17 protein-coding genes and 1 pseudogene are annotated in these 22,382 nt (G+C 54.2%); 10 read left to right on the top strand and 8 right to left on the bottom strand.

What is annotated here, in order from left to right:
• Window positions 1-66: 66 nt before the first annotated feature.
• Genes ACIPZB_RS06940 through ACIPZB_RS06930 form a run of 3 tightly spaced genes read left to right on the top strand, consistent with a single transcriptional unit; the run spans window position 67 to window position 2,812 of the window.
• Window positions 67-1,449, top strand: coding sequence for a biotin carboxylase N-terminal domain-containing protein (locus tag ACIPZB_RS06940; RefSeq protein WP_336084947.1), 1,383 nt, complete (start codon window positions 67-69; stop codon window positions 1,447-1,449).
• Window positions 1,450-1,460: 11 nt separating this feature from the next.
• Window positions 1,461-1,862, top strand: a complete 402-nt coding sequence (locus tag ACIPZB_RS06935) for a cupin domain-containing protein (protein WP_336084949.1) — start codon at window positions 1,461-1,463, stop codon at window positions 1,860-1,862.
• A 5-nt stretch (window positions 1,863-1,867) separates the two neighbouring features.
• Entirely contained in the window at window positions 1,868-2,812 is a 945-nt protein-coding gene (locus ACIPZB_RS06930; protein ID WP_336084951.1) for a hydroxymethylglutaryl-CoA lyase, read from the top strand.
• A gap of 35 nt (window positions 2,813-2,847) precedes the next feature.
• Here the strand turns inward: ACIPZB_RS06930 and ACIPZB_RS06925 are convergent, their stop codons facing one another.
• Window positions 2,848-3,444, bottom strand: coding sequence for a TetR/AcrR family transcriptional regulator (locus ACIPZB_RS06925; RefSeq protein ID WP_336084953.1), 597 nt, complete (start codon window positions 3,442-3,444; stop codon window positions 2,848-2,850).
• Window positions 3,445-3,479: 35 nt separating this feature from the next.
• The gene (locus ACIPZB_RS06920; RefSeq protein WP_400639514.1) at window positions 3,480-4,244 is read right to left on the bottom strand and encodes an SDR family NAD(P)-dependent oxidoreductase; all 765 of its coding nucleotides are present in this window, start codon (window positions 4,242-4,244) and stop codon (window positions 3,480-3,482) included.
• 259 nt (window positions 4,245-4,503) lie between these two features.
• On the opposite strand from ACIPZB_RS06920, the gene ACIPZB_RS06915 reads away from it, so the two are divergent.
• From ACIPZB_RS06915 to ACIPZB_RS06895, 5 genes are all read left to right on the top strand, one after another.
• Window positions 4,504-6,024 carry an AMP-binding protein gene (locus ACIPZB_RS06915; RefSeq protein WP_336084957.1) on the top strand — a complete coding sequence of 507 codons (1,521 nt, stop codon included), beginning with the start codon at window positions 4,504-4,506 and terminating at the stop codon, window positions 6,022-6,024.
• A gap of 11 nt (window positions 6,025-6,035) precedes the next feature.
• Window positions 6,036-6,812, top strand: a complete 777-nt coding sequence (locus ACIPZB_RS06910; RefSeq protein WP_336084960.1) for an enoyl-CoA hydratase-related protein — start codon at window positions 6,036-6,038, stop codon at window positions 6,810-6,812.
• A gap of 11 nt (window positions 6,813-6,823) precedes the next feature.
• Window positions 6,824-7,918, top strand: a complete 1,095-nt coding sequence (locus ACIPZB_RS06905) for an alkene reductase (RefSeq protein WP_336084962.1) — start codon at window positions 6,824-6,826, stop codon at window positions 7,916-7,918.
• Window positions 7,919-7,926: 8 nt separating this feature from the next.
• Window positions 7,927-8,781 (top strand): acyl-CoA thioesterase II, encoded by an 855-nt coding sequence (locus ACIPZB_RS06900; RefSeq protein WP_336084963.1) that lies wholly within the window; start codon window positions 7,927-7,929, stop codon window positions 8,779-8,781.
• 99 nt (window positions 8,782-8,880) lie between these two features.
• Window positions 8,881-10,203, top strand: coding sequence for an OprD family porin (locus ACIPZB_RS06895; protein WP_400639513.1), 1,323 nt, complete (start codon window positions 8,881-8,883; stop codon window positions 10,201-10,203).
• Window positions 10,204-10,315: 112 nt separating this feature from the next.
• On the opposite strand, the gene ACIPZB_RS06890 is transcribed toward ACIPZB_RS06895, so the two are convergent.
• The 4 genes from ACIPZB_RS06890 to ACIPZB_RS06875 all read right to left on the bottom strand — a co-directional run bounded on the left by ACIPZB_RS06890 (window position 10,316) and on the right by ACIPZB_RS06875 (window position 15,774).
• Window positions 10,316-12,718, bottom strand: coding sequence for a glucose/quinate/shikimate family membrane-bound PQQ-dependent dehydrogenase (locus tag ACIPZB_RS06890; RefSeq protein WP_400639512.1), 2,403 nt, complete (start codon window positions 12,716-12,718; stop codon window positions 10,316-10,318).
• A gap of 178 nt (window positions 12,719-12,896) precedes the next feature.
• Window positions 12,897-13,703 carry a sugar phosphate isomerase/epimerase family protein gene (locus tag ACIPZB_RS06885; RefSeq protein WP_400639511.1) on the bottom strand — a complete coding sequence of 269 codons (807 nt, stop codon included), beginning with the start codon at window positions 13,701-13,703 and terminating at the stop codon, window positions 12,897-12,899.
• Window positions 13,700-14,440 carry an SDR family NAD(P)-dependent oxidoreductase gene (locus ACIPZB_RS06880; protein ID WP_336084970.1) on the bottom strand — a complete coding sequence of 247 codons (741 nt, stop codon included), beginning with the start codon at window positions 14,438-14,440 and terminating at the stop codon, window positions 13,700-13,702. The genes ACIPZB_RS06885 and ACIPZB_RS06880 overlap by 4 nt, the downstream gene beginning before the upstream one ends.
• Window positions 14,437-15,774 (bottom strand): MFS transporter, encoded by a 1,338-nt coding sequence (locus ACIPZB_RS06875; protein ID WP_400639510.1) that lies wholly within the window; start codon window positions 15,772-15,774, stop codon window positions 14,437-14,439. The genes ACIPZB_RS06880 and ACIPZB_RS06875 overlap by 4 nt, the downstream gene beginning before the upstream one ends.
• 276 nt (window positions 15,775-16,050) lie before the next feature.
• Here ACIPZB_RS06875 and ACIPZB_RS06870 point away from each other — a divergent pair, with 276 nt between their 5' ends.
• The gene (locus ACIPZB_RS06870) at window positions 16,051-16,992 is read left to right on the top strand and encodes a LysR family transcriptional regulator (RefSeq protein WP_336084974.1); all 942 of its coding nucleotides are present in this window, start codon (window positions 16,051-16,053) and stop codon (window positions 16,990-16,992) included.
• Window positions 16,993-17,141: 149 nt separating this feature from the next.
• Here ACIPZB_RS06870 and ACIPZB_RS06865 read toward each other — a convergent pair.
• Both ACIPZB_RS06865 and ACIPZB_RS06860 read right to left on the bottom strand, forming a co-directional pair.
• Window positions 17,142-18,283 (bottom strand): annotated as a pseudogene (locus tag ACIPZB_RS06865) (alkene reductase).
• Window positions 18,284-18,561: 278 nt separating this feature from the next.
• A complete protein-coding gene (locus ACIPZB_RS06860; protein WP_336084978.1) occupies window positions 18,562-20,946 on the bottom strand; it encodes a membrane-bound PQQ-dependent dehydrogenase, glucose/quinate/shikimate family in 2,385 nt (794 codons plus the stop codon).
• A 933-nt stretch (window positions 20,947-21,879) separates the two neighbouring features.
• On the opposite strand from ACIPZB_RS06860, the gene hpaR reads away from it, so the two are divergent.
• Window positions 21,880-22,302 (top strand): homoprotocatechuate degradation operon regulator HpaR, encoded by a 423-nt coding sequence (gene hpaR, locus ACIPZB_RS06855; protein WP_336084980.1) that lies wholly within the window; start codon window positions 21,880-21,882, stop codon window positions 22,300-22,302.
• Window positions 22,303-22,382 lie beyond the last annotated feature (80 nt).

Here is a 22,382-nt window from a genome sequence, read left to right as displayed (position 1 = left end):
AGCTAGTAGGGGAAGGGTTTTCTGGTTAATGGAATACTTACAACCGTTTGTTTCTAGGAGGTTGGCGTGACACAACAAAAACTACTGGTCGCGAACCGAGGCGAGATCGCCTGCCGCGTAATTCGTTCAGCACGGCTGCTTGGCATTCCTACGGTGGCGGTTTACTCGGACGCCGACGCGCAGGCTCAGCACGTTAAGATGGCGGATGAGGCATTCCATTTGGGCCCGGCCAAAGCTTCGGAGAGTTATCTTGACGCTGGAAAGGTGCTAGAGGCAGCGAAGAAAAGCGGCGCGACGCTGGTGCACCCTGGCTACGGGTTTATGTCTGAAAACACCGACTTTTCGGATGCTTGCCATACAGCCGGAATCAAATTCATCGGCCCTACAGCAGCAGTCATCAAGGCGATGGGCGACAAGCAACGATCCCGTCATCTTGCGATCGAGGCGGGCGTTCCCGTTCAACCAGCGGCGGAAAATGTCACAGCCGATGACCCTGAAGCCCTGCGAGTGGCAGCTGCAGCGGTCGGGTACCCGCTGCTGGTTAAAGCCTCGGCTGGTGGCGGTGGCATCGGGTTGAAACCTGTTCATTCTGAGGCGGAGCTAATCGATGCCGTTGCAAGCACGCAAAGGATGGCCGAACGTGCTTTTGGTGATGGAACCGTGTTTCTCGAAAAACTGATTCTCAGTGCCCGGCACATTGAGGTTCAGATCTTCGGCTTTGGTAACGGGAAAGCCGTGCATCTTTTTGAGCGTGACTGCTCAATTCAACGGCGCTATCAGAAAGTATTGGAGGAGTCGCCGGCACCACGCGTGCCCCGGAATGTGATCGAACACATGGCTGAGGCCGCCGTGCGATTGGCCAGCGCTTGCCGGTACGACGGGGCAGGTACTGTGGAGTTTCTCTACGACGACGACTCCCAGTCATACGCTTTCCTGGAAATGAATACTCGCATTCAGGTCGAACATCCCGTTAGCGAGGCCATCACCGGGGTTGATCTAGTCGCCGCTCAAATCCGACATGCGTTAGGTGAAGACCTGCAGCAGGAGCTCGCTCAAAACGCAATTCGCGCCACCGGTCATGCGATTGAGGCGCGCATATACGCTGAGACGCCTGAGAAGAAATTCCTGCCTGCGCCAGGTCTGATTGAAACTCTGGTGCTTCCATCTGTTAACGGCGTGCGCATTGACACGGGCTTCGTTGCCGGTGATCGGATCACTCCGTTCTACGACCCAATGGTCATGAAGATCATTGCTCATGGCGACGACCGTGCCCAAGCGGTGGAGCGGCTACAAGAAGCGCTGAGCGGCTTAATCATCACCGGTCTGCGTACCAATCGCGAATTCTTGTTGAGAGTGCTCAGCCACCCCGCTTATCGGGACACCGCGGTTCATACCCGATTCATTGATGCGCACAGCGAATCGCTTTTTCCAGCTGCGCAGCCAGCCTAAAGGAGACAGTCATGGCGGCTACAACACCTAACCTTGCCGAGCTGGATTTGCTCCCAGCGCTAGCCTCTCGTTACGTGAGCCTGGAGCTCTTGCCCTGGAAACCGACGCCTACGCCCGGGATCGATATGAAGATTCTGCTCCAGGATCAAGAGACCGGATTGCTTACGGCTCTTTTCCGCTGGGCTCCCGGGACACGTCTGCCACTGCACGAGCACGTTGAAATCGAGCAAACCTATGTGCTTGAAGGCAGCATCGTTGACGACGAGGGTGAGGTCACCGCGGGAAACTTCGTCTGGCGTCCACGGGGCAATCGACATCTTGCATGGTCGCCGAATGGCGCACTTGTGATCTCGTTCTTCCTGCGTCCCAACAAGTTCCTTGAAGGCGAATTTGCCGGGCAAAATCTGGAGTAATTGACATGACCGACTTGCCTAAACGAATTGCTATCAACGAAGAGGGGCCGCGCGAAGGTTTCCAAATCGAGCCCAATCCAATCCCGGTCGAGCGTAAAGCAGAACTCATTCATGCGTTGGCGGATACGGGGCTGAAGCAGATCGACTGTGTGTCATTCGTGAACCCGAAGCGTGTTCCAGGAATGGCAGATGCCGATGAGCTGGCTGAGGCGATTCGAAAAAAACCAGGCGTACGCTACACAGGCTTGTGGCTGAACCAGCAAGGGCTGGAGAGAGCCTATCAGTCCCCCTTAGATGTGATTGGCTCGATCCGGGTGACCGCTTCTGAAACCTTCTCGATCAAGAACACCAATAAAAATATTGAGCAAACACTCGACGAGCAGCGGGCGTGGTTGAAGTCCTACGCTGAGCATGATGTTCAGGTTGAGTGGGGCTACGTCATGACCGCCTTCGGTTGCAATTATGAGGGCTACATGCCTATCCCGCAGGTGGTGCGTATGGTCGGCGAGGTACTTGAGCTCGCTCGCGACGCGGATGTCGCGCTTAGAGGCTTGTACCTTGCTGACACCGTGGGCTGGGCTAATCCTCTGCTCATGGAACGTACCATTGGTGCCGTTAGAGAGCGCTGGCCAGAGTTGCCTCTCGCCTTGCACCTGCACGACACCCGCGGCACAGGGCTTGCCAACGTATATGCCGCGCTCAAGCTTGGTGTGGCTAAATTCGATAGTTCGTGTGCCGGATTGGGTGGCTGCCCGTTCGCGGGTCACAAAGGCGCTGCTGGAAATATCTGCACAGAGGACTTGGTCTTCATGTGTGAAGAAATGGGCATCGAGACTGGCGTAGATCTGGAAAAGCTGATCGAGGTCGCTCATTTGGCCGAGTCAGTTTTCGGAAGACAGCTGCCTGGTAAGGTCATGCGAGGAGGCAGCCTCACAAAATACAAGGCCTAGAAAAGGAGAACCCCACGTTAGTGGGGTTCTTTTTCTCACGATGATTTGTAACTCACCATTCGCAAGGCCAGCTCTATGTGCTGCCCCTCAAGATCTTCGATGGTTAACCGACCCTCTGGGTCATACCAGGAGCAGATTCCGGTGAGCATGGAGATCAGCGCCTTAGTAGTCAGGTTGCTGTCCGTCACATGGAAGATGCCTTCTGCGACACCTTCCTCGATCAGTTGACGGACGCGACGTTCATACTCAGCTCGGAGCCTCACAACCATCCGATAATTTTCCTGGTCAAGGCTGCGAAGCTCCATGTTGCCGATGAAAACCTCTTTGCGGCGACGAGTGTGAAAATCGATGTGCACGATAATCATCGCCTCAAAACGCGCCAGGGTTGTAGGCTGGAAATCCACCCGCTCAGTAAACTCTAGGAGCAGATCGCGCATGACCGCTTTCAGCACGATTGCCAAGAATTCCTGCTTGGTGTTGAAGTAGTTGTAAAGCGATCCAGCCTTCATGCCCACCTTCTCAGCGAGCATGCGCAGGGTCATGGCCTCATAGCCGTAGGTGCTTATCAGATCAACGCCGGCTGTGTGGATTGCCTGTTCTGTTACTTCTCGTTTCGCACCAACTGGTCGCATTAGGTCTCGTGTCTCAAATTGAAGGGGTGGGTGGCTTAGCGAGTCAGGTATCCACCATCGACCGGCAGTATTGCGCCAGTAATATAGCTCGCAAGCGGGGAGGACAGGAACAGAGATGGCCCTACAAGCTCATGAGCTTGGCCGGTTCGCCCCATGGGTGTGTGACTGATATAGGCCTGGAGTTTTTCCGGGTCGGCCAGCGTAGCAGCCGACATTGCTGTCGGAAATGACCCTGGGGCTAGTCCATTTACCCTCACATCGAACTCAGCGAACTCAGCTGCCATAGCTCTCGTCAGCTGCATCACTGCGCCTTTGGATGTGCTGTAGGTAGACAGCTCTGAACCAGGGGAATATGAGCAAATCGAAGCTATGTTCAAGATTGACCCCTTCGAGCGCTTCAGTTGTGGGAGCAGGGCATGGGTGACGTTGATCATTCCGGTCACGTTTACATCAACCGTCCGCTGCCAGTGCTTCAAGGTTTCTGGCTCTTCAAACCGCCCACGAAAAAGGAGGCCTGCGTTATTTATGAGGACGCTGACGGCGCCATAGCGCTGTTCAATTTCTGCTGCCATGCCCCTGCACGCAGCGTCGTCCGTGACATCCAGCGCTAGACCAAAAGCATCCCCGCCCGTTTTTTTGATTTCGGCCGCGGTACTGGCTGCCGTTTCGAAATCAATATCGACTACCAATACCGTAGCCTTCGCGAGGGCAAATCCTTGGGCGATGATAGCGCCATTGCCGCGACCAGCGCCGGTGATCAGAACTACCTGGTTCGAAAAATCGAAAGTCATCGGGATCATTAGCACACCTCTGTTGTTTTTGTTTAGGAAACTAACGACCGTTATTTTTAGCGGTATCTTGGAATTTTTCAAGCAAAATCAGGCTTGGCGACCTGGCATTGAGGTGCGGAAGAGGCCTTCAGCCCTGCAATTCGTCACAGTTTTTACTTTTTCAGGGTTGAAAACGAACAAGCGTTAGGTATTCTTGCGGTGGAGAGATTGAAAGGCATCCCTGCGTGCGGGCGACGCCAGCGTGATAACAATTACAAAAGGAGATCTCATGTCGAGTCGTATGCTGCTTGGTGGTCACATCACCCACAATGCCCGTCGATACCCGGACAAAGTGGCTCTGATTGATAAATATGGACGTTCTACATACGCAGAGCTTGAGCGCGGCGCGAACCAGGTCGCAAATGCCTTAGGTGCTGCTGGGATTGGCTACGGCGACAAGGTGGCATTCATTGCTTCAGCCAGTCGCAACTGGATTGAAGCGTTCTTCGGCATCGTGAAAGCCGGGGCGGTTGCCGTACCCTTAAATTATCGTGAGACAGGCGAGCAACTCGCCGCGCTACTGGATGACTCTGAAGCCAAGCTGCTCTTCGTGTCTCATCACCATCAGGATTCGTTCGCGCAGCTGCTGGGTAACCTCGCAATTCCTGTTGTTGCTTTGGAGGCCTTGCCGGAGTTTGTGAAGAATGCTGCAGGCGAATGGCACACCTCGCCAGCAATCGATCCGAACGATCCTGCAGTGATCCTTTATACCGGCGGGACGACGGGCCGGTCGAAAGGGGTGTTGTTGAGCCATGCAAATCTGTATTGGAACAGCATGGACGAAATCATCGATACCCGGATGATTGAGAGCGACAACACGCTCATCGCAACGCCCTTGCATCATTCCGCCGCACTGAACTGCTGGCTGCTACCCCATCTTTACCTCGGCGCCACTGCGACCATCCTCGAAAAATATTCCACCGAGGATGTGCTACGGGTGATTGCGCAAGAGCGCGTTACTAACACATTCATGCCACCGTCGTTGACTCGAGAGTTCATCCTTCATCCGCTGTCCAAATCCCTTGACCTTTCGAGCTTCAAGCGTTGGTACGTGGGGAGTGGCATCCTTACAGCTTCTGACCGCCAGGCGATGAAGGAATGTATTCCTGGGGTAGAAATCTTCTATCAGTACGGGCTCACCGAGGCTGGCCCGATCGCCACCGTGCTCAAGGAGGAGGATTATCAGAAGGCTCCTGACTCGATTGGCAGGGCGTTCATCAACATGGAAGTTGAGATCCACGACGCTAATGGCCAAGTGGCAGTACCTGGAGAAGTCGGCGAGATCGTATTGCGTGGGCCGACCGTCATGCTGGGGTACCACAACCGCCCGGACGCCACAGCTGAAGTCCTCGACTCTAACGGATGGCTGCACACCGGTGACTTGGCCCACATGGATAGCAACGGCTACGTCTATTTTTATGACCGCCTCAAGGACATGATCAAAACGGGCGGGCTCAATGTGTACTCGCAAGAAGTGGAAGCCGTCCTGGCCAAACACCCTGACGTCCGAGAGGTCGCCGTAGTCGGCCTGAGTAACGAACGATGGGGGGAAGAGGTCACTGCCATCGTTGTTTTGAAAGTCGACAGTCTGCCGGATCCCGAGTCTCTGCTGAATCACGCCAAGGAGCTGCTGGCTAGCTACCAGGTACCGAAGCGCATTGAGTACATCGCCTACGAGGAAATGCCGTTCAATCACAACGGCAAAATTCTTAAGCGCGACCTGCGTCAGCGTTTCCAGCCAGCCAATTGAGTGAGTCCGCCATGTCCATCATGTTTGAAAAAGTCGGCCATGTAGGCCTCGTTACGATCAATCGGCCCCAGGCCATGAATGCCATTGACCTCGAATCGCATCTCGCGTTCCAGCAGGTCTGGGGGAAGGTGAACGCTGATGACCAAGTGCACGTTGTTGTCATTACTGGAGCCGGCGGTAAAGCGTTCTGCTCAGGTGCTGACATCGGTACGTTCCTTCCATACCTGCGCGAGCGTGCCCAGCGCGAAGTGGATGATGGTGATTTTTGCGGTATCAATCGAAAGCCGCCCACGACGAAGCCCATCATTGCTGCCATCAACGGCCTGGCTTACGCGGGTGGCCTTGAGATCGCTTTGGCATGCGACATCAGAATCTCTGTAGTTCATGCTCGATTCGCTCTTCCTGAACCCAAATGGGGTGTTATCGCTGGGGCGGGGGGCGTAACCCGTCTTGCGCGGGCGGTGCCTACTTCATTGGCGACTCAAATGATTTTGACCGGTGAACCGATAACGGCAGATAGAGCGTTGGCTGAGGGTTTGGTTAGTGAGCTGGTTGAGCCTGACCAACTCCTGCCTCGTGCAATGGAAATCGCGGAGCTGATTGTGCGAAACGGCCCATTGGCTGTCAGGTCTTCGTTGCAAGTGGTTCGCCGCGGTGCAGACTGCGGCCTTGATGCTGCACTTGAGCTCGAGCGCACTGCATTCCGCCGTGTTCTCCTCAGTGAAGACTTTAAAGAGGGGATCGCTGCGTTTACTGAAAAGCGAACTCCCGTCTACAAGGGCATCTGAGGGTTAATCGCATGGATATCTTCACACCTTTGAAATGCGGCGCTTGTGTTTTTCCCAACCGGATTCTCATGGCGCCCCTCACCCGAGCGCGCACACCGGACACAGTACCTGGGCCGCTTCAAGAGCTCTACTACAGTCAGCGCGCGAGTGCTGGGCTGGTTATCTCAGAAGCCACGAACATTTCTCCGACAGCAGTTGGCTACGTGTACACGGCAGGGATCTACACCGACGATCAGGAAAAGGGCTGGGGTGGTGTTGCCCGCGCAGTACATGCTGCAGGGGGCCGCTTGGCGATGCAACTCTGGCATGTAGGGCGCGTATCGCACGAGCTGGTTCAGCCAAGAGGAGCTCAGCCTGTGGCGCCGACTGCAATCCGAGGTGAGACTACCAAGGCCTTCGTGGAGTTTGCTGATGGCTCCTCTGGGCCGACGCCCGCCAGTACGCCGCGAGAACTGAGTACCGATGAAATTGGCGGCATCGTGGATGATTACCGCAGGGCAGCAGTTCGCGCCACTCGTGCGGGATGTGACATGGTGGAGATCCATGCCGCGAACGGATATCTCCTCCATCAGTTCACTGCCACTGGTACGAATAAGCGAAAGGATCAATACGGCAGCACGATCCAAAACAGAGCAAGGATTGTGCTTGAGATTGTCGACGCGGTAGGTATCGCCATCGGTTACGACCGGGTGGGTGTCCGCCTTTCTCCTTTGACTGACATTTTTGATATCACAGATGACGATTCAGAAGAGATGGCACTGTACCTGGCCCAGCATTTGTCTCGCCGTGAGGTGGCGTATGTGCATATCAACGAGCCTGATTGGCGGGGAGGGGAAGTCAAACTCACTGAGGACTTTCGCCGTGCTCTGAGGCAAGAGTTTCCGGGCGTCTTGATCTACTGCGGTCACTACGATGCTCAGAGCGCTCAGCACTTGCTTAACCAGAATCTGGCAGACGCAGTGGCATTCGGACGTCCGTTTATCGCGAATCCCGACCTTCCCAACCGTTTTCGACTGGGGTTACCGCTCACGAAACCTGACTCCTCGACCTACTACGGTGGCGACGCCAAGGGCTACACCGATTATCCATTTGTGAATCAGCAATAGGCTCACCCATGACCACCTCGCTCGCTGAACTGGTGAACATTTTCTCGCTTGAACGCATTGAGCAAGGCATTTTTCGTGGCGCTAGTCAGGAACTGTATTTACCGCAACTTTTCGGAGGCCAGGCGCTGGGCCAGGCCGTTGCTGCATCTAGCATGACCGTCGGAAGCGAGAAAGTGCTGCACTCTATTCATGGATATTTCATCCGAAAAGGAAGGGCCGCCAAACCAGTGCTGTATCAAGTCGACTCACTGCACGATGGCAGAAGCTTTAGTACACGCCAGATCACTGCAAGTCAGGATGGAAAGCCGATATTCACTGCTTCGGCTTCGTTCCACATTTTCGAGCCTGGCTTGAGTTATCAGACGAAGATGCCATGTGTGCCGGGGCCGGAAACCCTTCCGCTAGAGATTGATTTAATGGAAGGGAATGAGGCATTGGCAGAGCAAGTCAGACTGCGTTTTTCCGCGGCCCAAGCGATCCAAATTCGTCCTGTCGACTTGATTGATCCCAGCAAGCCAATAGCGCAACAGCCCTTGAAGCGCTTTTGGTTCAAGGCAGCAGGTGACTTACCCGAAGATCAAACGCTGCATAGGTCAATCCTGGCTTACGCCTCTGACATCGGGTTGCTCATCACATCACTATTGCCTCATGGTGTTTCAGATCTTCAGGAGAATATGCAGGTCGCCAGCCTCGATCATGCTCTTTGGGTTCATCAAGATATCAAGGCTGATGATTGGCTTCTGTATGTGATGGACAGTCCCTGGTCTGATACAGGAAGAGGCCTGTCGAGAGGGAATATTTATAACGCACACGGCGCAATGGTTGCCAGTGTGGCTCAGGAAGGGTTGATCAGAAAGCTGTAAAGATTGAAGCTACTGGGCCAGAAAGTCACATTCTTTCGTTGTATCTAAATACAAAAATAATAGATGGTGCACCCTATGACTGCGAACCGAGTTGCGTGCTTGGCTATCATCCCCTTTGTCTTTTTTGAGGGGAGGGCAAACGCTGAACAGAATGCCGATTTCATTGGTGATAGTAAGCTGACGGTGACGGCTAGAAATTTTTATTTCAACCGTGACTATCGTAATGGTGCAAGTAGTGGTACCGGCACAAACGCATTCAAGCCAGCTGGTGACCGCAATGGGTATGCAGAAGAGTGGGCGCAAGGCTTCATGGCCAATTTCACATCTGGGTTTACGCCAGGAGAAATTGGTGTCGGCGTAGATGCTTACAGTTTCTTGGGAATCAAACTCGATAGCGGCGGAGGGCGCACGGGTTTGCGGCTGATGCCTATACAGGATGATGGTAAGCCGCAAGATAACTTCAACAAGGCGGGTGCTTCAGTAAAATTGCGCTACGATGGAGCGCTTTTCCAGTATGGGAATCTATTTCCAGCAGTCCCGGTTTTCTCGGTCAACACCGTTCGCCTGTTTCCAAGCTCTGCGACCGGCTGGATGTTTGGTTGGGACGTGGAAAAGCTGCATTTGGATGCAGGTCACTTCTATGGGCAGGGAGGGGTTGCCTCTTCTAATAACGATGACCCAATCACTACGGACTACGGCCTACCCATTGCTATTGACTCAGTGAGCTATGTAGGTGCTAAATATTCGGTTATTGATAACCTAAAGCTTTCGGTGTACGGCTCCGAACTCGAAGACACTTGGCGTCAGTACTACGGCAACGTCAATTACCGCTACCAGATTGATCCATCTCAGTCGGTCACATTCGACGGCAACATTTACAGAACGTTGGATACTGGGCGTCAACTGGCCAGCGTGATCAATAACACAACCTGGTCGATGTCGGTTGCCTATAAGTATCTGGCGCATACGTTCACATTCGCTGCTCAAAAAGTAGAAAGCGATGAGCCGATGGATTGGGCTGCATTTACCACCATGGGTGGATCAGTTTCTTTAGCCAACGCGGTACAGTTCGCGACCTTTACTGAGCCCAATGAGCGATCTTTCCAGTTGCGTTATGACTTAGACATGGCACCGTTCGGGGTGCCTGGACTATCGTTTATGACACGCTACGTCAGAGGCGATCAGATCGATAACCGAGATAGTCATAACACTTTTTATACTCGACGCTATGTCTATCCCGAGGGCGCTGATGTTCGCCACTGGGAGAGGGACATAGAGGCGCGGTATGTCGTACAGACTGGCGCAGCTAGAGATCTCTCTGTCCGTGTCCGACAAGCTACCCATCGCTCCTCGACTGGATACCGCTACGTAGATGATGATGAGGTAAGGATTATCATCGACTATCCCATCTCTATTTTCTAGAGATCCCGAGCGGACTTACACAGGTACGCGGCTGAAATAAATTCTGTTTCAGCCGCGCATACCACTGCTTGCGGGTTTGAAGTTTGACCCTCGCTCCCGCTTAGAATCGCACTTAAGGAAGAGCGTAGGCGATCACGTAGTCGCCGCGGTCAGGCGATTGTCTGGCTCCACCGGCGGTGATGACGACATACTGTTTCCCTGTTTTCGGAGACACGTAGGTCATTGGCCCGCCTTGACTGCCAACTGGCAGCCTGGCCTTCCAGATTTCGCTGCCATCGGCGGTGTTGTAAGCGCGAAGGTAGTAGTCTTGCGTACCCGCAATGAATACCAAGCCACCTTGGGTCGACAGTGTACCTCCCAAGGTTGGCATGCCGATCGGAAGCGGCAGGTGCATTTTGACACCGAGTGGCCCAGTGTCCTGGACGGTACCGACTGGTACCTGCCATGCGATTTGACGGGTTTTCATGTCAATCGCAGTCAGTGTTCCGAACGGTGGCGCTTGGCAAGGAATGCCAGCGATCGACAGGAAACGGTTTTTATTGACTGAGTAAGGAGTACCTTTGAGCGGGACTGCTCCCATCCCGGTATTCAGCGCTTCGCCGCCAGACGCAGTGGGCGCATTCTTCTCTTGAGGAGTCATCTTCACCCACAAGCCGAGCCGCATGTCATTGGCGAAGATGTAGCCATGAACGGGATCAAACGACAGCCCACCCCAATTCATTCCGCCCAAGGAGCCTGGGAAACTCAGCGACAGATCAGTTCCAGGGGCGGTGAATAGACCCTCGTATCGCATCTGCTTGAAGGAGATCCGGCACAGCATTTGGTCAAACGGTGTCGCGCCCCACATATCTGATTCAGTAAGAGTAGGAGCGCCAATTTGTGGCATGCCCAACGACTTCGGCTGGGTAAGTGAATACTGCTCGTTAGGAATGTCGGCCGCTTTAACCGGTACCTCCTCCACATGAGTCAGAGGCTTACCAGTAGCTCGGTCGAGAACGAAGATCTGACCCGCTTTGGTACCAATGACTACAGCAGGCACAGATTTTCCATCAACAGGGAAATCGACCAGGCTTGGCTGCATGGGCAGGTCAAAGTCCCAGAGATCGTTGTGAACCGTCTGATAGACCCATTTCTCCTCACCAGTGGTGGCGTTGAGAGCAAGTACGGAAGCGCCATACTTGTGGTTGAGAGCAGTACGCTCGACACCGTAAATATCGGTGGAGGAGCTGCCCATAGGCAGGAAGATGGTATTCGAGGATGGGTCATAGGTCATCGGAGCCCAGTTGTTTGGGGTGCTCCGCACGTACGTCTTTCCAGAATCAGGTGCGGCCCGGTCAGTGGGATTGCCTGGGTCAAATGCCCAGCGCATGGCACCAGTGACAACATCGAAGCCCCGAATCACGCCGCCTGGCATGTCAGTTTGTACGTTGTCAGCGATTCGCCCGCCTACTACCACCGTGGTACCCGCAACTTGAGGCGGAGATGACAGTGAATAGTAGGAATCTGGCATGTCGCCCATACCGTCTTTCAGATTTACCTCACCGTTCACTCCGAAGCCTTGGCAGAGGGCACCCGTGTCGGCATCCACAGCGATCAGTCGAGAGTCGATAGTGTTGGTGAATAGGCGACGCTGGCAATTGGCGCCTGCAGCTACGGCAACAGCGGGTACGGGAGTGCTTCCGTCCGAGGGCTGAATGAGCGGCGTAGAGGCATCGAAGTACGCCATGCCGCGGCACCGTTGCCACAATTTAGTTTTAGCGTTGGTGTCGTGTCTCCACAGCTCTTTACCGGTGTCCGCATCCAGTGCAATCACGTTGTTGTGAGGGGTGCAGATGAAGACTTTGTTGCCGATTTGCAATGGCGTCAGTTGATCTTCAGCTCCGTTACCATCGCTGAGCGCAACGTCACCGGTGTGGTACGTCCACGCCGGCACGAGTTTACTGACGTTGCTGCGGTTGATCTGATCCAGTGCAGCAAACCGGCTACCCCCTGCATCATTACCATAGGACTGCCAATTCTTCTGCGCGAGGGCAGGATCAACGCTTGTCAAACCTGGCCCTTGGCCGTTCACCGGATTATGAGGCTGGAACATACCCCAGAATCCACCGATCAATGCCAAGAACAAAACGCCTGCCACACTGTAGGATCCGGCGATATGCGCTTTACCGTGCGCTCTCAACGCCGTTGGATAAACCAGTGCCACGACCAAGCTGAGGACGCCAAGGGCGAAGAGCCTTGAGATCAATGGCCAGAACTGCAGGCCAACATCTACCAGTGCCCAGATAACCGAACAGATGATGACGAGGGCGAACAACCAAAACCCTTCTAGCCGTCTACGTGCTGTGAGCACTGCTGATACTAGGAAACCTACGCCAGCGAGCAGGAAGTACCATGATCCTCCAAGGCCTGCCAGGTAGGCGCCTAAACCGATGAAGGGCAGGGCGAAGATCAGCATGCCTAACACGGCGAGCCAGATAGGCCAGCGGCTAGTGTTGGGGGGTTGGGGAGTAGTCATATTGCGTGAGTCCTACGAGGAGAAAACTGTGTTCCATCCACCGGTAGAGGATCGATATGGGAGGGTTCCATCGATCACCTACCAATCCGGTGGCTTTGAATATTGGGCTATAAGCGCGACGGCGGGAGGCTGTCGCGCGAGGTCTGTTTTAACTGTGCTTGCTCAGGCCTCGAGTTGATTAAGATGGGTAGAGCAGCCCGGAAAGCGTCGATGTGAAGATGCTGTCAGCACCTCGCTTCATGCGTTCACTTGCTGATAGGCCTTTAACCGGCACCTCCACGCCGTAACGAACATCTCGCGGCAGCACCTCAATCAGCTCAGCAAGGGGCAGCAATCCGCTCCCAGGCATTAAGCGCCCCTCCCGGGCTTCCTGAATGATGAGTTCAGGGGAGGGGGGAGCAAGAGGGGCGTCGCATAGTTGGACATCTGCCAACCACCCGGGATCAACCTGCTGAAGATCAGCCAGCGTATTCCCCGCCCTGAACAGATGCAGCGCATCCAAGAGGATTCCGCTGTTCTGTTTACCAGCCGCTTCAACAAGCGCAGCGGCCTGCTTGAGGTTGGCCACATCACGCCAGCGCATGAATTCAATGTTGATGCGGATCCCATAAGGCGCGGCCAGGTCGCAAAGACTGCTGAAGTTTGTGCTGAGCCGAGGAAAGTCTGGATCATCACCGGAAACCGTCAGGGAATCAGCGCCAAGCTCCGCTGCGGCCTCCAAAAGCCATTCCACACTCTTCACGTCGATTTCAGGCGTCAGTTCAACGAATTCAACATCATTGACCCTAATGTCTTCGCTCTTGAGCACGCTAAGGAGTTCGGCCATTGCTGGGGTGCCTGAGCGCACTGGATAAGCCAGACCGCCCTTCATGGCTGGATGCAGGCGAAGTCCGACATGTGTGAATCCAGCCTGGGCAGCTTCCTTAGCTAAGGCAACTGGTGCCAAGTCGAGGGCCGTGAGATGAGCAACACTCAAGCGTTTCAATATGTCGCCCTCCCGCCGCTCAAGTCGAAGACGAACCCTGTGGTGAAGCTGCACTCTGGCCCAGCAATCCAGTTGACCATATTGGCGATCTCTTCAATCTGCAGGAACCTGCCCATCGGAATCTTCGCTTTGCTGGCGGCGATGTGCTCTGGCGTCATTTCGTTCATGAGCGCGGTTTCGGCCATTGCGGGAGCGATGCAGTTCAGAATTACGCCGTCTTGGGCGAGCTCTTTAGCAGCAGCCTTAGTGAAAGCGATCACACCGGCCTTGGCAGCTGAGTAGGCGGAGATGTATTGCACCCCGTCTTTACCCGCCATGGATGCAACGTTAACAATCCGTCCATAGCCATTGGCACGCATGTGGGGGATGGCGGTTCTGCAGCAATAGAACACTCCGTTCAGGTCTACGGCGATGACCTGATCCCACGCTTCGATCGGATATTCCCAAGAGGGTGTAACGGGGCCATTGATTCCGGCGTTGTTTACCAGGATGTCGATGCGACCGAACTCGGCTGCAGCTACAGCAAAAGCCTCTTCCACGGATGCGAGGGAGGCGACATTGACGGCCTGCCGAAGCGCCGGCTCAAAACCATTAGCCTCTGCATCCCAGTTGTCGACATTCAGATCCCAGATCACAACTCTCGCGCCTGAGGTGTGGAGGCGCTTTGCGATGCCCAGTCCTATCCCCCGCATGCCGCCAGTCACAATCGCCGTTTGGCCTTCGAGATACTGTTTCATTTGGTAAGTCCTTGCTCAGGCTGCTCAATGGCAGGCAAACGGGTGAGATCACGCACGATGAAGAGGTAGCAAAGGGCACCGAGCACGGTGATAGACGACACGAACGCAAGTGCCCAGACGAAGGAACCTGTTGTGGAAACGATCACGCCGATCGTCAGTGGAGTCACGATGCCGGCTGCGTTAGCAAACAGGTTGAACACACCGCCAGAGAGACCAAGCATGCCTTTGGGGGCGATATCAGAAACGATCATCCATGCGAGTGCAGACATGCCCTGTGCGAAGTAAGCGACACACAGGATCGCGATCACCAAGGCGTCAGAATCGACGTAGTTTGCGAGTACGATCACGGATGCAGTGAGTAGGCCTGCGATGACTGGCAGCTTGCGTGCCACGTTCAAGGAATAACCGCGGCGCAGCAGCGCGTCCGAGAGCCAGCCACCCACCAAGGTTCCCAGCGATGCAGCAATGAAGGGCAACACGGCGACCCAACCTACCTTCAGCCAGGGCATATGGCGCTCTGTAACCAAGTAAGTCGGGAACCATGTCAGGAAGAAGACGTTCGTGGAGTTACACGCAAATTGACCAAGGCAAATGCCCAGCATGTTGCGATGCTTGAGCAGAGCAGGGATCTGACGCCATTCAAAGCGAGTAGCTTTTTGACCACCGTCGACCACACCGCCACCTTCGCGGATGTAATCGAGCTCGGCCTTGTTTGCGGTGCGCGACTCGTGTGGTTCATGGTATTTCCGCCACCAAACCAAGCCATAGAGCACACCTACAGCGCCAACACTCAGTAACAGCACTCGCCATCCGTAGGCATGCAGAACCCAGAACAGCGCAGGGGAGAGGAAGGCGAGACCTACATACTCAGCGAAGGTGTAAATACCCGTTGCTCGAGCGCGCTCGCTTTGCGGGAACCATGTGGCGACAACGCGGCTGTTGGTCGGAAAGCATGGAGCCTCGGAAGCGCCGACTAGCATTCGGAGGCCCAGAAGCGACGCAAAGCCTTGTGCTAGGCCCTGTAGCGCAGTGAACACTGACCACAGTGTCAGTGCTAGCCAGTAGGTCAGCTTCGTGCCGAGCCGGTCAATGAGGATGCCGCCCGGGATTTGAGCAGCAGCGTAAGTCCAAGAGAACGCAGAGAAGATTAAGCCCATCATCACTGCTGACAGGCCCAGGTCTTGGCTGATGGCTGGGGCTGCAATACCCATGACCGTGCGGTCAAGGTAATTGATCATTGTGCCGCCGGAGATCAAGGCCAGGATCATGAAGCGTGTCCGCGTACGCCGCGCTTGAGTCGCGGGCGTATCTAGCACGGGAGTATCGATCGCCATTTGGGGTGCCTCTTATCATTATTGGTTGGTAGCGCGCAGGCTCGGCGGGCGTGGCAAAAAAGGACGCGAGCTCAGAGTCCTTTCTGAGCCACGTCCCACACACGAGCAAGCATCAGCAAAAGGGCCACAATTCAACCGGTAGGCTTCGGTCAGCGGCTTGACCTTTCGAAGAAGGCAAGGCCCACTGTTATTGTGGCTCGTAACCACATTACGACGACTCAGCCGGCGACGCTCATGACGAGATCGCCTAAACCATTAGCCAAGGTAATGATGTTCATGTCCATGTCAGACTCCGCCCAGTGGGTATTCAAGATGCGCCACATGGAAATGTTCCGAGCCGTGATGCTCACGGGGTCGGTCAGCGCGGCTGCAAAGATGATGTATGTCACCCAACCGGCGGTCAGCAAGCTCATCCAGTATGTGGAGGCTCGTCTGGGCTACAGGCTATTCGAGAGGGTTAACAACAGGCTGGTACCTACTGCAGAAGCTCACACTCTTTATCGAGAAGTAGAGCGAGTTTACCTCGCCGCCCAAGCGGTCAATGAGTGTGCGATGGCGTTGGCAGGGCAGCCGGCTCGGCAGTTGCGAATATGCTGTAGTACTACACTTTCGACAGTGCTTATCCCTTACGCGTTAGCGAAGTTGAAGCGTGAAGTCCCGGGGCTTGACATCCACTGGCAAACTGCACTCATAAGAGACATGCCTGCTCAGCTACTCGGAAAACAGATAGATCTTGCTGTTGCAGCCCTTCCTGTGGAGCATGAGCACCTTAACTGTTTTCCATTTATGCGCGGCAGCATGGTGTGCGCTGTGCCGCCAGACCATGTTCTTGCGAGCCAGGAGGTTGCAACCCTAAAGCAGTTGGCCGACTTTGAACTGCTGTTATTCAGGCGCGACATACCCTTTGGTGGAATTTTGGCGAAAGCGTTTGAGGATCAGGCGCTTGCTTATTCTCCAATTCTCAATTTCACCACGGCAGTTGAGGGCGTTGCCTTGGTGAAACAAGGTTTAGGTATTGCGTTGGTCGATGAGTTCGTGGCACAAGATAGCGGCTTAGCCGTAGTTCGGTTGGTAGAGCCCATTGAGTTCGATATCAGCTTTGTGTACTCGAAATTTGAGGCTTTGTCCGAATCTTCAATGCAGCTTATGAGGATTTTGCTCGATCGTGCGGCTGTTCTAAATCGATTGATTCCGGGTAGTCGACTCCCATTCAACTGACTCCTTAAGCTCGACACAAATGGACTGAAAATGGCCTATTTGATTGGATCATTATGTGGGACTTAGCTCTCGGACGTCGGTTACGGCACGAAAAACGACCGCATCCTCCCAGCGAAGCAGCGGAGGGTGCGATCGATAGGTCGCGACGACTATTTTACAGAGGTGTTGGCATGAAAGGGCGGGTAGTCGATATAACCGGTGAAGTCACCAGCGTAAATACGATCAGTGTTTACGGGAGCCAAAGGCCAGCCATTCTTAAACCGAGCAACCAGGTCTGGATTACTGATGAAGTTCTTACCGAAAGCTGCTAGGTCAATATAACCTTGAGTAATCAAGCGCTCTGCCCGAACTGGGGTCAAGCCACCGGCCAGGATTAAAGCTGTGCGTGGCAGGTGAGCCTTCATCTTTTTTAGGAGTACAAAGAAGTCATCGTCTTGGTTCGTGCGCTCGACAAAGTAGAAGCGTTCTGCCCCTCTCTGGTTCATGATATGAACATAGGAAAGATTTCTTTCACCTGCCTCAATCGCTAATTGCTCATAGGTCTGATCAATCTCGTCATAGAGAGGCATATCGAAAAGTTCACCGTATGGTGACAATCGAATGCCTACTCGCTCAGAACCAATGCGCTCTATACAGGCATCGATAACATCCAAAGTGAAGCGGATACGGTTCTCAAGCGTTTCTGCAGAGTACCGGTCGCTGCGATCGTTGACATGCGGGTTTAAAAACTGCTCATGCAGATAACCGTTCGCGCCATGGATTTCCACGCCATCGAATCCAGCCTTCACTGCGTTGTTTGCGGCATCGGCGAAATCACGGATAACTCGCTCTACCTCCTCAGTACTCAAACGGCGAGGGGCAGGGGAATGCAACCTCGCAGGCTTACCCTGTGCGTCATAACCAAAGGCTTGCGACGCCCTAGCTTGTTTGGATGTAGCACTGACTGGAGATGTACCATTGTCTTGGATAGACGGATGCGACAGCCGCCCAACATGCCAGATCTGCGCATAGATTCGCCCCCGACCGAGTGGACTGAATCAGTGGTCAGCTTCCATCCTTCGATCTGTGCGGGTGTATAAATACCAGGGTTAAAGATATACCCCTGACCCTCACGCGATATTGGCGTGCCCTCCGTAACGATCAGCCCTGCTGTTGCACGCTGAGTGTAGTGCAGGGCAATCCCAGCATTAGCGATGTCATCAGGCGCCCTGACACGAGTCATGGGAGCCATAACGATCCGGTTAGAAAGCTCGATTCCTGATAGATCAAAGGGACAAAAAAGGTTAGTCATAAGCTGCTCTTTTAGGTGGAGGAGGCACTGGGGCCGTTAGCCAATGCCCCATTAAGGTGAGGAACGTGTAGGGTGGGAATCCCAACCGTCTTGAAGAAGAGCCTCCGACAGAATCGAGGGCTACTTCAATGGCAGATAGCTGCAAAACAGAATTGCTTTAAACGGAATTCCAGGCCGTGCTTGACTGACTGCCACTCGAATTCGCAGCAATCACGCAAACCTGATGCCTAGGGGCAGGAGGGTGCAATTGGTCAACCAATGCACCCTCTACCGAGCGCTTACTGATCAGGCAAAGAATAGGCAATCACGTAATCACCGCGGTCAGGGGACTGGCGCGTTCCGCCAGCGACTACCACGACATACTGCTTACCGGTTTGAGGCGAAACGTAGCTCATCGGTGTTGCTTGGGAGCCAACCGGCAGTTCTGCTTTCCAGAGCTCATCACCAGACGTCTGGTCATAAGCCCTCAGGTAGTAGTCCTGTGTGCCGGAATGGAAAACCAGACCAGAGCGCGTGGTGAATGACCCGCCCAATGTAGGCATGCCTAGTGGTACTGGGAGGCTGACGCGAACGTTCGCCATGCGGATATCACGCACTGTACCTGCTGGCCGCTGCCATTGTAGTTTTCCGGTATTGAGATCAACCGCTGACACCGTCCCGAACGGCGGAGCGATACACGGAATGCCGAGTGGGGACATGAACGGAGAGGTCACCACTGCATACGGAAGTCCTGCTTGTGGCGAATAGAGGTTTTTGCCGTCATGAACGCCGGTGCTTTGTGCATCGCCGATTGCGCGCGGCTCGACCAGAGTCGTAAGCAGCGGAAGACGAATGTCATTGACGATAAGTGTGCCGGTATCTTCATTGATCGATGCGCTGCCCCAATTCATACCGCCATAGTTGCCGGGGAACTGCAGCCCTGTGGACTCGGGCCGAGGAGGAGTAAAGTCACCCTCGTACCGGACGCTCTTGAACGTTATCCGGCACAGCATCTGATCAAAGATCGTCGCTCCCCACATGTCTACCTCTTGGAGACGCTTGACGCCGATGACTGGCATCTCCACTGAGTACGGTTGTGTAGGCGCCAGGTGATCACCTGGCGCTGCGCCTTGCGGTACAGGCTTCTCTTCAACCTTTCGGATTGGATTTCCGTTGCGACGGTCAAGCACGAAAATCTGGCCCCGCTTAGTTACTTGCACCAAGGCCGGTGTCTTGCTCCCATCCTGTGCAGGAATGTCGTACAGCGCTGGTTGCGCGGGAACGTCATAGTCCCAGAGATCATGGTGAACTGTCTGGAAACGCCATGCGATCTTGCCGGTGGCAATGTCGAGAGCCACGATAGAGGATGAATTCTCCTCATCGAAATCACGCCGTTTGCCTCCGTAGTAATCCGGAGTCGCGTTGCCAGTCGGGAGGTAAACCAGGCCCAATTTTTCGTCGAAAGCTGGCGTGCTCCAGACGTTAGGAGTGCCGCGGGTGTATTGATAATCTTCTGCCGGGGGCATCTGCAGATTCGGATTACCTACATCCCATGCCCAGGCGATCTTGCCGGTGCGGGCATCGAAGGCACGGAAGGCGCCCGATGGTTCGCTCACTTCCTGATTGTCGTACACCCAACCACCGACAAGGATCAGCCCTTTTGCCACGGTCGGCGCCGAAGTCGGAACGTAGAAAGCATTTTTTATTTGGCCCAAGCCGCGCTTCAAATCGACGCTGCCTTTATCGCCAAACTCCTCGCATGGTTTGCCAGTGGCGGCATCCAGCGCGATCAGCCGTGCATCCACGGTGCTGGTAATAATCCGTTTGCTGCAAGCTTGGGATGATTGATCTACCGAAGCGTTCACGCTCGCTCCAGCGGGCGAGATGCTGACGTCGAAGTAACTCACACCGCGGCAACGCTGCCATTTACCGTTGCTCTGCACCTTCGGATCAAAATGCCAGCGCTCCTCCCCCGTATCAGCGTTCAGTGCGATCACACGGTTGAGCGGAGTGCACACATATAAAGTATCTCCAACCTGTAGAGGAGTATTTTGATACTCAGAGCCGTTAACTGGCAGCTCACCAGTTCTAAAAGTCCAGGCAACCTTTAGCTTGCTTACGTTAGTTTTGTTGATCTGATCAGCTGGAACGAAACGTGTGCCTGCAGCGGTTCGGCCATAGGCGGCCCAGTCGCTGGCGGCAGAGGTTTCAGCGGATGGATTGACTGTCACTTCCTGCGGATCGCTGATCACCCCATGGGGCACGAACATCGCAGCGAACCCTGCAATGACGGCGACCGCCATAACTGCTGCCGCACTGTACCAAGGGCGGGTGGGTGAGGTTGGGCCGGAGAGATGAGGGGCGATTAGCAGTGCTGGAACTGCCAGTACCAATACACCAGACAGACGTGGCACAAGTGGCCAGAACTGTAGCCCGACCTCTGTAAGGGCCCATAGGAGGGTACCGATAAACAGTACGCAAAATGCCCAGAATCCGGAGCGCCTTGCTTTCACATGGAGATAGCCGCTGACAAGGCACACGATTCCGGCGAATGCATAATACCCAGAGCCGCCTAATTTAAGAAGTTGGACTCCGCCAATTAACAGAGCTAAACCGCACAGTAGCAGAATAAAGCCGAACAAGGCGGGCCAAGTTCGTTTTGTTGCAGGGGATACTTCGCTCATTTTTATTACCTTCATAGAGCCAATTCCTTGCTGAGCAGAAGGATCATCTGGCTTGAGAGATGGTGTTAACGCGACGCGCGAAAAAAATGTACGTGCAAAAACGCAGGGGAAGCAAGAAGTTACATTTCTCACGACAGCACTAGGACTTGATTTGAGGTGGCACAGGTAATCACTTTGGGGTGCGAAAAGTGCCAGTCAATCACGCTGACTTCAGCCGCCTACCCTTGTGACCCATATGAAGTATGCCGCCCGAGCCTAGCAGGTATGTGAGGTGCCTATGCTGAATGCCCCGTATTCTCTAGGCTTCAGGGTTCAGTGTGTGTGTTCCGGGTCGTTGATTTCTAACTAACTAGCATGAACGCTCAAAATTGGTTGACCGTTCAATCAATCCTATGAAATTGAGTTCTGATCACTCATTGACGACTTTCAGTCAACTCACTTACTAAATGCGTCCTACAATTGATTAACTAAACTGGCTGCGCTTTTGAGTCTCGCTGTCTTTCAGTGTGGATGAGCACAGAGGGCACGTCAGATCGGTTTTCCGTGGCTTAAGGGGATGGTGGTTGCCAGGGCTGAAACATCTAAGCGAAAGTTAGGGAGTGTGACCAGGTTTCGGTTGGTCTCTGTAAAAGAAGCTGAACTTTAAAATAAATATTCTGAAAGAGCTCAGTGGTAGGTAATAAAGAGCATTTAGCACTACTTGATGCTTCGTCAAATGTTGCGTTCTTGCTATCGATTAGTTGGATCTTCTGTATTGCCGAGATTGCTTTGCCTGTCTTGCTTAAGGCTTCTCGCGTGCTACGGTAAGGCCATGAGGCCCAGTGGAAGCAATCCGCATTATCGTGAAAGCTGAACCCCAAAAATTGTTAATGTATTAATGAGCCTGCAGTGGCATAATGCTTTGCACATTTCATCACTTATGCCTAGGTACGCATGAGCACACCAAGACCCTCCCTGACGCTCACCTTACTGCAGGCGCGCGAAGCCACGATGGCGTTCTTCCGCCCCGCGCTCAATGCCCATGACCTCACTGAACAGCAATGGCGCGTCATTCGCATCTTGCGTCAGCAGGGAGAACTGGAAAGCCACCAGTTGGCTGAGGCAGCGTGCATTCTCAAACCCAGCATGACGGGCGTACTCAAGCGTCTTGAGCGCGATGGCATCGTGGGCCGGCGCAAATCAGCTGAAGACCAGCGTCGCGTGTTCATAAGCCTGACCGAAAAGGGGCATCAGGCATTCCTGGCGATGAGTGAGGAAATGGGTCGAAATTACGAGAAAATTCTAAGTCAATTCGGCGAGCAGAAGCTCCAGCATCTGATGCAGTTGCTCGAGGAGATGAAGAAGGTAAAGCCGTGAAGCGCCCGTAGCTTAGCCAGGTACCGATGCACTTGGCAGGGTTCAGCCTGCGATTTCTGGCTTACCAATGTCTACACTGA

The sequence above is a fragment of the Pseudomonas sp. NPDC089396 genome, from assembly GCF_044749545.1.
Taxonomy (GTDB): domain Bacteria; phylum Pseudomonadota; class Gammaproteobacteria; order Pseudomonadales; family Pseudomonadaceae; genus Aquipseudomonas.
The sequence above is the reverse complement of the archived record's forward strand: the minus strand, read 5'-3'. Positions and strand labels throughout refer to the sequence as shown.

Excerpts from the sequence above, each read along its gene's own strand:
- ACIPZB_RS06905 (WP_336084962.1), top strand. The coding sequence starts at position 6,824 with ATGGATATCTTCACACCTTTGAAATGCGGCGCTTGTGTTTTTCCCAAC.
- ACIPZB_RS06860 (WP_336084978.1), bottom strand. The coding sequence starts at position 20,946 with ATGAGCGAAGTATCCCCTGCAACAAAACGAACTTGGCCCGCCTTGTTC.
- hpaR (WP_336084980.1), top strand. The coding sequence starts at position 21,880 with ATGAGCACACCAAGACCCTCCCTGACGCTCACCTTACTGCAGGCGCGC.
- ACIPZB_RS06915 (WP_336084957.1), top strand. The coding sequence starts at position 4,504 with ATGTCGAGTCGTATGCTGCTTGGTGGTCACATCACCCACAATGCCCGT.
- ACIPZB_RS06925 (WP_336084953.1), bottom strand. The coding sequence starts at position 3,444 with ATGCGACCAGTTGGTGCGAAACGAGAAGTAACAGAACAGGCAATCCAC.
- ACIPZB_RS06900 (WP_336084963.1), top strand. The coding sequence starts at position 7,927 with ATGACCACCTCGCTCGCTGAACTGGTGAACATTTTCTCGCTTGAACGC.
- ACIPZB_RS06935 (WP_336084949.1), top strand. The coding sequence starts at position 1,461 with ATGGCGGCTACAACACCTAACCTTGCCGAGCTGGATTTGCTCCCAGCG.
- ACIPZB_RS06870 (WP_336084974.1), top strand. The coding sequence starts at position 16,051 with ATGTCCATGTCAGACTCCGCCCAGTGGGTATTCAAGATGCGCCACATG.
- ACIPZB_RS06890 (WP_400639512.1), bottom strand. The coding sequence starts at position 12,718 with ATGACTACTCCCCAACCCCCCAACACTAGCCGCTGGCCTATCTGGCTC.
- ACIPZB_RS06910 (WP_336084960.1), top strand. The coding sequence starts at position 6,036 with ATGTCCATCATGTTTGAAAAAGTCGGCCATGTAGGCCTCGTTACGATC.
- ACIPZB_RS06930 (WP_336084951.1), top strand. The coding sequence starts at position 1,868 with ATGACCGACTTGCCTAAACGAATTGCTATCAACGAAGAGGGGCCGCGC.
- ACIPZB_RS06920 (WP_400639514.1), bottom strand. The coding sequence starts at position 4,244 with ATGATCCCGATGACTTTCGATTTTTCGAACCAGGTAGTTCTGATCACC.
- ACIPZB_RS06875 (WP_400639510.1), bottom strand. The coding sequence starts at position 15,774 with ATGGCGATCGATACTCCCGTGCTAGATACGCCCGCGACTCAAGCGCGG.
- ACIPZB_RS06880 (WP_336084970.1), bottom strand. The coding sequence starts at position 14,440 with ATGAAACAGTATCTCGAAGGCCAAACGGCGATTGTGACTGGCGGCATG.